Genomic DNA, 12,187 nt, shown 5'->3' with positions numbered 1-12,187 from the left:
CCCCGATGGGTGACCGGGCTGCGCAATATGTCTGCAGCGGAATTCCTCCCGGTTCTTTTCATGATCGCCGGAATTGTTCTGGTGGTGGGGGCGACGCTTTTTGTTTCCTCGCTCTTGCGGCCGTCCAATCCTTATCTCGAAAAGAACATGCCCTATGAATGCGGCATGGACCCGGCAGGCGAAGCCGCCGGGGGGCGCTTCAGGGTGCAGTTCTTCATCCTCGCGATCCTCCTGGTCGTCTTCGATGTCGAGGCGATGTTTCTCTTTCCCTGGGCGGTCGTCCTCAAAGAGATCGGTATCGTCGGCTATCTTGAGATGTTCGTCTTCATCGTCCTGCTTCTCGTGGGCTTCGCCTACGCCTGGCTGAAGGGAGCGCTGGAATGGGAGGAGTAGGAAACACGATCCAGGACAGCGTGCTGTTCACCACGGCCGAGAGCGTCATCAATTGGAGCCGAAGCTCGGCCTTGTGGCCCGAGACCTTCGGTATCGCCTGTTGTGCCATCGAAATGATCTCGGCCGGTTGCGCGCGCTACGACCTCGACCGGTTCGGTGTGGTGTTCCGCCCTTCGCCGCGGCAGTCCGATGTGATGATCATCGCCGGCACCGTGACCCGGAAGTTCGCGCCCGTCGTTCGCCGGCTTTACGACCAGATGCCGGAACCGCGCTGGGTGATCGCCATGGGTACCTGCGCCATATCGGGCGGCGTCTACAACACCTATGCCGTGGTGCAAGGGTCCGAAACCTTCGTTCCGGTTGACGTGCACGTCCCCGGTTGCCCACCGCGCCCCGAGGCGCTGATGCATGGCTTTCTGCTGCTGCAAGAAAAGATCAAGAGGTCCCGCGCGCTGGCCGGAACGCCTCTCGATCGGGCTGCGGCATCATGAGTGTCGAGCTATCTCTCAATCGCGCTCCGATCCTGGAGCGCTTCGGGGAAACGATCGAGGATCTCGGCACTGCGCATGGCATCGATGTCTTTGTGGTTCCGCCCGAAAAGATCGTCGAGTTCTGCCGGTTCCTGAAAGACGATCCGGAGCTCAGGTTCAATTTCCTTTCCGACATCTGCGGCGTCGACCACTATCCCGAAACGCCGCGCTTCGAGGCGGTCTATCATCTCTATTCGCTGCCCAACCGCTGGCGGGTCCGCATCAAGTGTCGGCTTGGCGACCCGCCCGAGGTCCCATCGGTCACCCCGGTCTGGCGCACCGCCAACTGGCATGAGCGCGAGGCCTGGGACATGTATGGCATCCGGTTCCAGGGGCATCCCGATTTGCGCCGGATCTATATGTGGGAGGGCTTCGAGGGCTTTCCTCAGCGCAAGGATTTCCCGCTCAGGGGTTACAAGGACAAGCTGAACCCGTTTGGTGCCGAAGGCCCGCCGCCGACACAGCCAGACCTCGCCACGCGGGAGATTCCATAGGGAGGGAGGAAAGGTGCGGGCGGATTTCCGCTGGGACCGATCCGAAATCATCATGAACTACGGAGACCGATCGACGCTGGAGAGTTGAGATGACCGAAGTCACCGAGCTCACGAGGCCGGAAGGAGAAGCGCTCAACAGCAAGGAAGTGCTTCTCAATCTCGGGCCCCAGCACCCCAGCACCCATGGGGTCCTCCGGCTCGTCCTCGAACTGGACGGCGAATATGTCAAGCGTGTGGACCCCCACATCGGGTACCTGCATCGCGGCACCGAAAAACTGGCGGAAAGCTTCACCTATACGCAGATCTTCCCGCTGACCGACCGGCTCGACTATCTCTGCCCACCTTCGAACAACCTGGCCTTCGCGCTTGCGGTTGAGAAGCTCCTTGGCATCGAGGCCCCGATCCGGGCGCAATATATCCGCGTGATGATGGCGGAACTCGCGCGCATATCCGGTCATCTGCTGATCACCGGCGCACTGCCGATGGATCTTGGCGCCATGACCGCGCTGCTTTACGTGATGCGCGAACGCGAAATGATCATGGATCTCATGGAAATGATCACCGGTGCGCGTATGCACACTTCCTTCTGCCGGGTTGGTGGCGTGCGCGAGGACCTTCCTGACGAATTCTTCCCGAAGATCCGGGAGTTTTGCGAGATCTTCCCGAACCGGATCCGCGACTATGAGCGGCTGCTCGAAGACAACCGGGTGTTCCTCAAACGCACTCAGGGGATTGGCGTGATCTCTGCCGAAGACGCCATTGATCTGGGCCTCAGCGGTCCGAACCTGCGGGCCTCCGGCGTCGACTGGGACATCCGCCGTGACGAGCCTTACGAGATCTACGACCGGCTCGATTTCAATGTCATCACCCGCACCGAGGGCGATTGTTATGCGCGTTGGCGGTGCCGGGTCGACGAGATGCGCGAAAGCATGCGGATCATCGAACAATGCATCGACCAGATGCCCGAGGGGCCGTTCCAGGTCGACATGCCGACGATCGCCTTCCCCGTCGACAAGGAGCGCGTGCATTGCTCGATGGAGGCGTTGATCCAGCATTTCGACCTGTCGGCCTACGGCTTCAACGTGCCGAAGGGGGAGGTCTATTCGGCAATCGAGGCACCCAAGGGTGAGCTGGGGTTCTACATCATCAGCGACGGGTCGCCGAAACCGTTTCGCATGAAGGTCAGGGCACCCTCGTTCGTCAACCTCCAGGCGGTCTTCGGAGTGACGAACGCTCGCTATCTGGCGGACATGATCGCCGTGCTCGGCAGCCTCGATCCTGTGATGGCGGAGGTGGACAAGTAGCAGGGATTTGGACGTGATGACGTTGCGTGAAAAGATCGAACAGGCGGCGGCGCGGTACCCCGACCAGCGCTCGGCGATCATGCCCGCGCTTCTGATCGCGCAGCGGGAACATGGCCATCTGCCCGGGCCGGTGCTGGAAGAGGTCGCCGACATCCTCGGCGTCGAGCGGATTTGGGTCTACGAGCTGGCGACCTTCTATACGCTTTTCCATACCGAGCCGGTGGGGACGTTCCATCTACAGCTCTGCGACAACGTCTCCTGCATGTTGCGGCGATCCGAGGATCTGCTGACGCATCTGGAGGAGGTCCTTAGGATCAAGAAGGGCGGCACGACCCCCGACGGGCTGTTCACGCTCTCGACCGTCGAATGCCTCGGTGCCTGCGAGATGGCCCCGGTGATGCAGGTCGGCGACGACTATCACGGCAATCTCGACGTCGAGCGGATCGATGCGCTCCTCGCCCGGCTGCGCGCGACGGTGCCTGAGACGACCGGCGCCGATCTTGCTGCCGCCGAACCACCGGGGGAATAGCGCCATGTACGAACCGGTTCTTTTGAAGAACGTGCACGTGCCGGATGGACATCTCCTCTCCACCTATGAGGCCGGCGGTGGCTACCGAGGGCTTGCCAAAGCCCTCAAGGAATACACGCCCGACGAGATCATCGAGCTCATAAAAAGATCGAACCTGCGCGGCCGCGGCGGAGCCGGGTTTCCGACCGGCATGAAGTGGAGTTTCGTGCCGAAGCGGGCCGACAAACCGAAATATCTCTGCTGCAACGCAGACGAAGGGGAGCCCGGCACCTTCAAGGACCGTATCGTCATGGAGCGCGACCCGCACCAGCTGATCGAGGGCATGGCGATCAGTGCCTACGCGATCGGGGCTGAGGTCGCCTATGTCTATATTCGCGGAGAGTATGTGCTGGCGATCCGACGGCTGGAACAGGCGATCGCGGAGGCCAAGGCCAAAGGGCATCTCGGAACCCGGATACTGGGCTCGGATTTCAATTTCGTCGTCCACGTCCATTGCGGCGCCGGCGCTTATATCTGTGGCGAGGAGACCGCGATGCTCGACTCGCTGGAGGGCAAGAGGGCGCAGCCGCGCCTGAAGCCGCCTTTCCCGGCGGTTGCCGGGCTCTATGCCAGCCCGACTGTCATCAACAATGTCGAGACGCTGGTCTGCGTGCCGCATATCGTGGCTCGGGGCGCCGATTGGTTCCGCAGCATCGGACCGGAGAAGAGCCCCGGACCGAAGCTCTATTGCGTCAGCGGGCAGGTGCGCAAACCCGGGCTTTACGAACTGCCGATGGGAATTCCGCTTCGCGAACTCATCGAGGACCATGCCGGCGGGCCGCCGGCCGGTCGCAAGATCAAGGCGGTGATCCCAGGTGGTGTTTCCGCGCCGGTGATCCCTGAGCCGGGCCTGGACATCGGAATGGACTTTGACTCGCTTGCTGCCGCCGGCACGATGCTGGGCTCGGCCGGGGTGATCGTCGTCGACGACACGACCTGCATGGTCAAGGTCGCCACCCGCATCATCGAGTTCTTTCACCACGAGTCCTGTGGCAAGTGCACACCCTGCCGCGAGGGGCTGAACTGGGTGGTGAAAGTGCTGCGCCGGATCGAAGCGGGCGAGGGCGCCCCCGGCGACATGGAGCAGCTGGATATGCTCTGCAAAGGCATTTTCGGCAATACGTTTTGTGCTTTGGGTGACGGCGCGGCGATGGGATTGCGGGCCTCGCTGGCGCATTTCCGCGAGGAGTTCATCGCCCATATCGAGGAGCGGAAGTGTCCGTTCCACTGAGGAGCGCTCTAGCGCGGGCGAGTAGGCCATGGTTAGCGTTACGATCAATGGGCAAACACTGGAAGTCGAGGCCGGCTCGACTGTGTTGCAGGCCGCCCAGCGATTGGGCATCGAAATTCCGACCTTCTGCTACCTGAAGCGCCTGCCGCCGCTTGCCTCCTGCCGCATGTGTCTCATCGAGATCGAGGGGCTGCGGCGGCTACAGCCGTCCTGCGCCACGGCCGTCACTGAAGGCATGGTCGTGCGAACGGACACGCCGCTGATTGATGAAACGCGTTCTTCCATGCTGGACATGCTGCTCGCCAACCACCCGCTCGACTGTCCGATCTGCGACAAGGGTGGCGAATGTGAGCTTCAGGACATGGTGATGGCCTATGGTCCGGGGAGAAGCCGCTTTCATGATCCCAAGCGCGTCTTCCATTCTCGCGATATTCGCCTCAGCCCCGTCGTCATCATGAACGTCAACCGCTGTATCCAGTGCCAGCGCTGCGTGCGGATGTGTGAGGAGGTTGTCGGCGCGGTCGCCCTCGGCACCGTCGAGAAGGGCATGGATACGGCCGTCACCGGCTTCGAGGGCAGTCTCGCCAGTTGCGACCAATGCGGCAACTGCATCGAAGTCTGCCCGGTCGGCGCGCTGATGAGCTTTCCCTATCGCTACAAGGCGCGGCCCTGGGATCTCGCCGAGGTCGACACGGTCTGCCCGCATTGCGGCACCGGATGTCAGCTGACGGTCGGCGCGCGCAAGGGCGAGTTCATGCGGGTTCGCTCCAAGGAGGAGCACGGCGTCAACCGCGAAACGCTATGCGCACGCGGCCGGTTCGGCCTTGACTTCATCGAAGGCCACGACCGGATCAAACGACCGATGATCCGCCGCGATGGCGCGCTGGTTCCGATTTCATGGGACGAAGCAGGAGACTATCTGCGCCGGCGGCTGGCGGCGGTCGAAAGCAAGGCTTCTGGCGGAGTTGTCTCGCCGCGCCTGCCCAATGAGGTGCTCTATCAGTTCCAGAAGCTCATGCGCACGGTTTTCTGGACCAACAACATCGACTGCTCGTCGCGCTGGTCTACGCCCTTCGATGCACTCGCCCCTCTGATGGCGAGCTACACGCGCGCGCCGCTGCAGGAGGTGATCGGCGTCGACCGCGTGCTTGTCATCGGTGGCAACGTGACCGAGGAAAACCCGGTTACGGAATATCTGCTGCGGGATGCCGCCCGGCGACGCGGCGCCGGATTGCTCATGCTCACGACGCGGCCGTCCCGTCTCGACGCCGATGCGGAGGTTGTGGTTCGTGTACCGCCCGGCGGAGAGGCCACGAGCCTTGCGGCCGTTGTCGCCGCGCTTGCAGCGGCAGCCGGCGACAAACTGTCGGGTGACGCTCTTGCAGAGGTCGGATCGGCAACCGGCAGGCCGGCAGCCAGCAATGGCAGCGACGGACCGGATCGTCTGGCCGCCGCGCTCAACAAAGACGGCACCGTCACCGTGCTCGTCGGTGTCGACCTCCTGAGATCGTCCGAAGCGCGGGTGGTGTTGCACCAGCTCAACAACCTCCTGCAACTGCTCCGCCTCCTCGGCAAGACCCCAGCATTGCAGATCCTTTTCGACCGCGCCAACCAGATGGGCGCGTGGGATATGGGGGCTTTGGCGGGCGCCTTCCCGGGCCTGCAGGCGGTCGCCGACGATACGGTGCGCAGCGCTCTTGCCCGGAACTGGGGCACCGAAATCCCTCACGAGCCGGGTTCTGATCTCGACGCGATGCTGGATCTGTGCGTCGCTGGGCAGATGGGCGCCCTCTACCTTGTCGGAACCGACCCGCTGATCGCCTATCCGGACAGGGAGTTCGTGGCACGGGCCCTTGGGGCTGCTGATCTGCTGATCGTGCAGGACAGTTTCCTTACGGAGACGGCCGCACTGGCCGAGGTCGTTTTGCCAGCGGCGGGCTACGGTGAAGAGCACGGCAGCTTTACCAACAACGAGGGTCGCATCCAGCAGGTCCGCAAGTTCCGGGAACCGGTCTTCGAGGCGCGGGGCAATCTCGCTATCTTCGATTTTGTCGCAGCACTGCGCGGCCAAACATTGCAGCATTCGACACACGTCGAGATTTTCGATGAGATCGCCCGGCTGCTTCCGGCCTATCAGGCGTTGACTTGGGCCGGGCTTGGCGCCGACGGTGCCTTCACCAAGGCGAGCCCGACGCCACCCTTGGGCGCCTTCTATGCACCGCCGGCTGTTTCCCGGGCGAGCGACGGGCTCATGCTCGTCACTGGCAACTGTTTGTTCCACAATGGCTATCTTTCGGAGCGCTCGGAGATTCTGAATACGGTCGCCAACGACCCCTATGTCGCGATGAGCGCTGAGGATGCTGCGCAGCTTGGCCTTGCGGATGGTGATCAGGTTGTCGTTCGTTCAACCCGTGGCGAACTGAGCGCGCAGCTCAAGGTCGAGAAACCGTTTCCCAAGAGTCTCGTCTTTATTCCAGAAAACTATCGGTCTCTTCGCCTCAACAGCTTGATGAGGAGGGGTGAATACCCGTGTCCGGTAGAGGTTCAAAAGGTGCAAGCCGCCCACGAAATCAAGGGCACGAACCGGATCTGGCGTGGAGCGTGAGGTTGGGCGCGAAGCACTGTTCCCTCCATTCTCGCCATTCGGCCGGCACGAAACCTCATCAGTGGTAACCAGCCCCGGCAATGTATTCGTGCAGGTGCCGCTCCGTGCGCTGCGCTTCGTCAAGCCGATGCTTGACCACATCGCCGATGCTGACGACGCCCACAATGGCCTCCTCCTCGATGACCAGCACGTGACGTGTCCGTCTCTGGGTCATGATCGACATCACCAGGGGTAGCCCGTCGACAGCCGAGCAAATCGCCACGTTGCGGTTCATAATATCGGCGACCGGCATCAGCGCCGCCTCGGGCCCGTATTCCGCAAGTGCGTTGCAGCAGTCCCGTTCCGACAGCGTGCCCAGATACCTTCCGGGCGCGTGGCTGACGACCACGAAGCCGATATTGTTGTCACGAAAGAGCCGCAGGATCTCCACCATCGTCTGGTCGGGAGCGACCGCGATCACTCCAGCGCCCTTGTCTTTCACGATTTCACCGACAAGCATCTGAGCCTCCTATCTGCGCGCGCCGGTTTGATCGTTGCTCCTCACGTTCGCCGGATGTTGCGCCACCAGTTATAGCCATGCGGCTCGCTCGTCTCGACCAGCACGTCCTGTTCCGTGTTCAGGCGTGCGGCGACGACGCCACCGCCGGTCATTGCCTTTCCAGGTTTGCCAAGCAGATCGTCACGTCCGATCACCAGGTCACGTGACGAGAAACTCGAGAACTCGTACTGCTGGCCAAGTGCGATGGCGTCCGCAGGGCAGGCGTCCTCGCACAGGCCGCAGAACAGGCACCGGGCCGTGTCGATCTCGAATTTTGCTGGGTGGCGGTTGCCCTTCTCGTCCTCATAAGGAACGACTTCGATGCAATCGCAGGGGCAGATGCGAGCGCAGAGTTCGCACGCGACGCATTTGATTTCGCCCTCTTCGTCCCGTTTCAGGAAGTGATGCCCGCGATAGCGCGAGTAGGGGAGCCATTTCTCCTTGTCCGGATACTGCATGGTCACCGGCTTGGAGAACATATAGCCAAAGGTCAGCGTGAAGGCGCTTAGCAGATCCGCAAAAAGCGCCCAGCCGATCCATGTTCCAGCTCTGTCGACTACGCGTGACATCGTCGCGCCATTCTACAGCGGCGTGCGTTTATTCCGACGCAGGAGGGTCGCTGTAGTCCCTTCGATCGCTGTACGTACCTTCCTCGGATCGACACCCATCCAGGAACGCACGCGGAGGAGCCGCCATGGCCCCTAAGTGAAAGCAATACCAGTGATAATTATGTTCGCCATCGACAAAGGAAGCAAGACCTTCCATCCGATCGCCATCAGTTGGTCATAGCGATAGCGAGGCAAAGTGAAGCGGAACCACATAAAAACATAAATGAAGAATGCCACCTTGAGCGCAAACCAGAGAAGCGGTGGCAGCGGAATCAGAATACCGTTCCAGCCGCCGAAAAACAGGATGACGGAGAGAACCGATACCAAGAGCACGATGACGTATTCGCTGACCATGAAGAGCGCGAAACGGATACCGCTGTACTCGGTGTGGAACCCGGCGCCGAGATCCCCTTCCGCCTCGGCCAGGTCGAAGGGAATGCGCTGCGCTTCGGCCAAGCCCGCGACGAAGAACACGAAGAACCCGATCGGCTGATAGACGATGTTCCAGAGATCGCTCTGGGCGCGCACGATGTCCACGAGGCTCATCGACTGTGCCAGCATGACGACGCCGATGACCGCGAAACCCATGGGGATTTCGTAGCTGATCATCTGCGCGCAGGTCCTGAGACTGCCTAGAACCGCGTATTTGCTGTTGGCGGCCCAGCCGCCGAAGATGACGCCATAGACCTCCAACCCGATCACCGCGAAGACGAAAAGCAGTGCCACGTTCAGGTTGGAAACGTAGAGCGTGATCTCGGCATTGAGCACTGAAACTGTCTCCCCGAAGGGGATCGCGACGAATACGACAAAGGGCGGAGCGAGCGCCAGGATCGGCGCCAGCTTAAACAGAAAGCGGTCAGCCTCTGCAGGGATGTGGTCTTCTTTCGTCAGAAGCTTGATACCGTCCGCCACGGGCTGCAACAACCCGTGCCACCCCACGCGCATGGGACCCATCCGTTGCTGCATATGGCCGGCAATCTTGCGTTCCAGCCAGGTCAGCGGCAAAGGCAAAAGAAGCAGCATTGCGATCAGCAACGCGATCTTGATGGCGATCAGGCCAAGAGCGAAGAGAAGTTCCATGTTCCGCGGCCAACTAGTCAACGGGCTGAAACACGACTGCACTTGGCCGAGCTTACCCGTTGAGCGCTTCGGTACTTCCGATTTCTCGATTCTCTCACGAAACGGCGGCTGTGGACAAGCTACTGCTTCCAGCTCTGTGCTTGACGGCGAATGCCGAGATCATCGCAGGATCCTTGGCCTATGACCAACACCCAGACGAAGCCGGAACCCACCTGTTAAGGGTGAATGGCCTTATTGGCGGCATCGCGGAATGAGACGAGTCTCTTGCGTCCGTCATCCCACAAGACGAGCCTAACGCAGCGCAAGCTTTCCCAAAAAGTGATGCGGCCGATATCCGCGAGTTGGGGGTGGTCGCGCAGAACTTCCGGCAATCTGTAGTAAGGGATCCTGCTCGACAGGTGATGCACGTGATGAATGCCGATATTGCCGGTCAGCCATCTCAGCACCAGCGGCAGGTCATAGTGGGATGCGCCATGGAGGGCTGCCTGGGGAAACTGCCAATCCTCGCCGGCCGACCAGTGCGTCTCCTCAAACTGGTGCTGCACGTAGAAGAGCCAGATGCCGGCGGCGCCGGCCAACAGCACGATCGGCAGGTGGATCACAAGGAAAGGCAGGAGCCCAACCATCCAAGCCACCAAGGCGGCGCACACCAGGATCGCAGCGTTCGTCGCCATGGTGGAGACCCAGGGCAGGGCGCCTCCCTTCATCATCCCGAAAGGCATACGCTGCTTAAGGAGAAAGAGCCAGGCAGGGCCGATGCCGAACATCACAAGCGGGTGCCGGTACAGGCGATAGCCCAGGCGTTTCACGGGTGAAAGTGCACGGTATTCCGAGATCGTGAGCGTGGTGATGTCGCCGGTACCCCGCTCGTCCAGATTGCCAGCCGAGGCGTGATGAGCGGCGTGCGCCCGGCGCCAGTAGTCGTAAGGCGTCAACGTAAGCACACCGATGACACGACCTGTCCAATCGTCGGGGCCGCGACGGGCGAAGAACGAACCGTGGCCGCAATCGTGCTGGATCATGAAAAGGCGCAGGAGGAAGGCTGCGGCGGGAATGATTGCGATCAGCCCGTACCAGAACCCATACGCGAGGGCAAAATAGGCGATGGCCCAGAAGCCGGCGAACGGCACGACTGTGACAAGAAGCTCCAAGGCGCTGCGCCCAATGCGGGGCTGACGGTATTTCGCGAGGATCTTCAACCACGCTCGGGCATCATTTTCCACAAGTGATACCGGTGAGTAGACATGTGTGTTCATCAAAACTGGTCCGTATTTCCTCGCCTCGCAAATAACCTGCCAGGCCTATGGCTTGCGCCGGAGTTTCAAGCGCAATGGTGGAGAGTGTCGGGCCCGACGAGCCATGCGCGCCGCATAACGGCGATCGCGCTCGGCCTCGTCGGTCAAAATGTCGTCATGGGTGCGCTTCTGGTGGCAAGGTGAATGTCGCGGGAGGGTGCCATAGCTTGGCAGCATTGAACCTTCGGGCGCTGCGTGCCGGAACGTATCCTACGAAGTGGATGCGCAATGCAATAGCGTTGACCGCAATTATCTCCTGCAGGGCGGCGTTCGAAAAGCTTGCAAATCCGGGATCGCCACGCACCCCCGCGCGTGCCGGCCGGATCAGGTAGCCAAACGGATGAAAACGGAAGCTCCATAGATGAGCCACCGCCTTAATCAAAGCTGCCCACCGTTCGCCGTCGATAAGCCGATAACCTTGGCGTCATCAGCTGTGGCAGAGGCGGCATGCAAGTCGCCTCTGCTCCACTAGAGCTATTTCTGCTTCTTGCCTACGCTGGGCGCGCTCGTGGCGAACTTGACCTGATTGCCCGGCGCGGCGGCGGCGGCCGGTGCCACGGACTTGTCCTTTTTCGGCTTTCGAACTTCGCGATTGCTTCTTACCTGGCCTTTGGCCATCTGATCCTCCTGGATTTTCGGTTGATTGTGGGTTGCAGTATTTCAATGCTGCGACATGACCGTGCCTTTGTGTCCACTCAGCAAGGACGGAACGTTCCGCCACGAAGGCAGGAAAGCCTGGGGCCTCGTGCTGCCGAACTGAACCGCTTGATACGGAGTGCGGCCGTAGTTTCACCTTTGCATATTTGCTGAAGCCGACCGCGTTCGCGGTATCCAAACCCGCTAACGTTGACGAGATTACGCGCGGTACTGTGAAGGTGAAGCTCGGAAGACACGCGGTCCTCCTTTCGTTGGGGCCAGGACACTAACGCCCCGAAGCAGCAGCGCCCTGAAAATGGCTACTGAAGATGAGAGCATGTGCTATTTGAAGGTCGTACGCAATGGCCCTTGTCCTCTCTTTGAACAGGCGGGTCGGCCCAAGACGCGCCCGCTGACATTGCTCACTTTTTACCATTCGTCTTGGTATTGAGCTCAGCTGAGTTCTTGGGCGAGTCCGATGAGAAGCCCTTCAGGTCCACGGATGTAGCAGAGCCGATACGCATCCTTATACTGGACTACTTCGCCTACCAGCTGCGCGCCGCGCTTGAAGAGCCTTTCAAGCGTCGCGTCGATGTCGTCCACGGCGAACATGACGCGGAGGTAGCCCAGGGCGTTGACCGGGGCGTTCCGGTGATCTGCGACCACAAGTGGCGTGAGGAAGCGGGAGAGCTCGAGCCGGCTGTGGCCGTCCGGTGTGCGCATCATGGCAATCTCGACACGCTGATCACCCAGTCCAGTGACGCGTCCGGCCCATTCTCCTTCGATCGTTGCCTGGCCTTCGAGCTCGAGGCCGAGCTCGCGAAAGAAATCAATCGCCGCTGCCAGGTCTTCGACGACGATTCCTACGTTGTCCATCCGCTTGAGCGCCATGTTTCCAATCTCCA

The 12,187-nt window shown here is 61.1% G+C and carries 13 protein-coding genes; 7 read left to right on the top strand and 6 right to left on the bottom strand.

The genetic code is table 11. The features are described 5' to 3' along the window. Positions 1 to 27 precede the first annotated feature (27 nt). From ASE60_RS05610 to nuoG, 7 genes are all read left to right on the top strand, one after another. Positions 28 to 393 carry an NADH-quinone oxidoreductase subunit A gene (locus ASE60_RS05610; RefSeq protein WP_057248733.1) on the top strand — a complete coding sequence of 122 codons (366 nt, stop codon included), beginning with the start codon at positions 28 to 30 and terminating at the stop codon, positions 391 to 393. Further along, a complete protein-coding gene (locus tag ASE60_RS05605) occupies positions 381 to 884 on the top strand; it encodes an NADH-quinone oxidoreductase subunit B (RefSeq protein WP_057248732.1) in 504 nt (167 codons plus the stop codon). The genes ASE60_RS05610 and ASE60_RS05605 overlap by 13 nt, the downstream gene beginning before the upstream one ends. After that, positions 881 to 1,417 (top strand): NADH-quinone oxidoreductase subunit C, encoded by a 537-nt coding sequence (locus ASE60_RS05600; protein ID WP_057248731.1) that lies wholly within the window; start codon positions 881 to 883, stop codon positions 1,415 to 1,417. The genes ASE60_RS05605 and ASE60_RS05600 overlap by 4 nt, the downstream gene beginning before the upstream one ends. Before the next feature lie 89 nt (positions 1,418 to 1,506). Then, positions 1,507 to 2,721 (top strand): NADH dehydrogenase (quinone) subunit D, encoded by a 1,215-nt coding sequence (gene nuoD / locus ASE60_RS05595; RefSeq protein WP_057248730.1) that lies wholly within the window; start codon positions 1,507 to 1,509, stop codon positions 2,719 to 2,721. Positions 2,722 to 2,737: 16 nt separating this feature from the next. Continuing rightward, positions 2,738 to 3,250, top strand: a complete 513-nt coding sequence (gene nuoE / locus ASE60_RS05590; RefSeq protein ID WP_057248729.1) for an NADH-quinone oxidoreductase subunit NuoE — start codon at positions 2,738 to 2,740, stop codon at positions 3,248 to 3,250. Positions 3,251 to 3,254: 4 nt separating this feature from the next. After that, a complete protein-coding gene (gene nuoF / locus ASE60_RS05585; RefSeq protein ID WP_057248728.1) occupies positions 3,255 to 4,520 on the top strand; it encodes an NADH-quinone oxidoreductase subunit NuoF in 1,266 nt (421 codons plus the stop codon). Between the two features lie 28 nt (positions 4,521 to 4,548). Then, positions 4,549 to 7,125 carry an NADH-quinone oxidoreductase subunit NuoG gene (gene nuoG, locus ASE60_RS05580; protein WP_057248727.1) on the top strand — a complete coding sequence of 859 codons (2,577 nt, stop codon included), beginning with the start codon at positions 4,549 to 4,551 and terminating at the stop codon, positions 7,123 to 7,125. A 58-nt stretch (positions 7,126 to 7,183) separates the two neighbouring features. Here nuoG and ASE60_RS05575 read toward each other — a convergent pair whose 3' ends face one another. From ASE60_RS05575 to ASE60_RS05555, 6 genes are all read right to left on the bottom strand, one after another. Further along, on the bottom strand, positions 7,184 to 7,624 hold the full coding sequence (locus ASE60_RS05575) for a CBS domain-containing protein (RefSeq protein ID WP_057248726.1): 441 nt from the start codon (positions 7,622 to 7,624) through the stop codon (positions 7,184 to 7,186). Between the two features lie 41 nt (positions 7,625 to 7,665). Continuing rightward, positions 7,666 to 8,232: an NADH-quinone oxidoreductase subunit I gene (locus tag ASE60_RS05570; RefSeq protein WP_057248725.1), complete on the bottom strand. Its 567-nt coding sequence runs from the start codon at positions 8,230 to 8,232 to the stop codon at positions 7,666 to 7,668. Positions 8,233 to 8,364: 132 nt separating this feature from the next. After that, positions 8,365 to 9,351 carry an NADH-quinone oxidoreductase subunit NuoH gene (gene nuoH, locus ASE60_RS05565; protein ID WP_057248724.1) on the bottom strand — a complete coding sequence of 329 codons (987 nt, stop codon included), beginning with the start codon at positions 9,349 to 9,351 and terminating at the stop codon, positions 8,365 to 8,367. A 215-nt stretch (positions 9,352 to 9,566) separates the two neighbouring features. Then, entirely contained in the window at positions 9,567 to 10,607 is a 1,041-nt protein-coding gene (locus tag ASE60_RS05560; RefSeq protein WP_057248723.1) for a fatty acid desaturase, read from the bottom strand. Positions 10,608 to 11,120: 513 nt separating this feature from the next. After that, on the bottom strand, positions 11,121 to 11,264 hold the full coding sequence (locus ASE60_RS35120; RefSeq protein ID WP_192495581.1) for a hypothetical protein: 144 nt from the start codon (positions 11,262 to 11,264) through the stop codon (positions 11,121 to 11,123). Between the two features lie 471 nt (positions 11,265 to 11,735). Next, entirely contained in the window at positions 11,736 to 12,173 is a 438-nt protein-coding gene (locus ASE60_RS05555) for a VOC family protein (protein ID WP_057248722.1), read from the bottom strand. Between the last annotated feature and the right edge of the window lie 14 nt (positions 12,174 to 12,187).

This window comes from Ensifer sp. Root278, assembly GCF_001429285.1.
GTDB lineage: Bacteria > Pseudomonadota > Alphaproteobacteria > Rhizobiales > Rhizobiaceae > Ensifer.
This window is presented reverse-complemented; position numbering and strand designations above follow the sequence as displayed.

Excerpts from the sequence above, each read along its gene's own strand:
- ASE60_RS05610 (WP_057248733.1), top strand. The coding sequence starts at position 28 with ATGTCTGCAGCGGAATTCCTCCCGGTTCTTTTCATGATCGCCGGAATT.
- ASE60_RS05605 (WP_057248732.1), top strand. The coding sequence starts at position 381 with ATGGGAGGAGTAGGAAACACGATCCAGGACAGCGTGCTGTTCACCACG.
- ASE60_RS05600 (WP_057248731.1), top strand. The coding sequence starts at position 881 with ATGAGTGTCGAGCTATCTCTCAATCGCGCTCCGATCCTGGAGCGCTTC.
- nuoD (WP_057248730.1), top strand. The coding sequence starts at position 1,507 with ATGACCGAAGTCACCGAGCTCACGAGGCCGGAAGGAGAAGCGCTCAAC.
- nuoE (WP_057248729.1), top strand. The coding sequence starts at position 2,738 with ATGACGTTGCGTGAAAAGATCGAACAGGCGGCGGCGCGGTACCCCGAC.
- nuoF (WP_057248728.1), top strand. The coding sequence starts at position 3,255 with ATGTACGAACCGGTTCTTTTGAAGAACGTGCACGTGCCGGATGGACAT.
- nuoG (WP_057248727.1), top strand. The coding sequence starts at position 4,549 with ATGGTTAGCGTTACGATCAATGGGCAAACACTGGAAGTCGAGGCCGGC.
- ASE60_RS05575 (WP_057248726.1), bottom strand. The coding sequence starts at position 7,624 with ATGCTTGTCGGTGAAATCGTGAAAGACAAGGGCGCTGGAGTGATCGCG.
- ASE60_RS05570 (WP_057248725.1), bottom strand. The coding sequence starts at position 8,232 with ATGTCACGCGTAGTCGACAGAGCTGGAACATGGATCGGCTGGGCGCTT.
- nuoH (WP_057248724.1), bottom strand. The coding sequence starts at position 9,351 with ATGGAACTTCTCTTCGCTCTTGGCCTGATCGCCATCAAGATCGCGTTG.
- ASE60_RS05560 (WP_057248723.1), bottom strand. The coding sequence starts at position 10,607 with ATGAACACACATGTCTACTCACCGGTATCACTTGTGGAAAATGATGCC.
- ASE60_RS35120 (WP_192495581.1), bottom strand. The coding sequence starts at position 11,264 with ATGGCCAAAGGCCAGGTAAGAAGCAATCGCGAAGTTCGAAAGCCGAAA.
- ASE60_RS05555 (WP_057248722.1), bottom strand. The coding sequence starts at position 12,173 with ATGGCGCTCAAGCGGATGGACAACGTAGGAATCGTCGTCGAAGACCTG.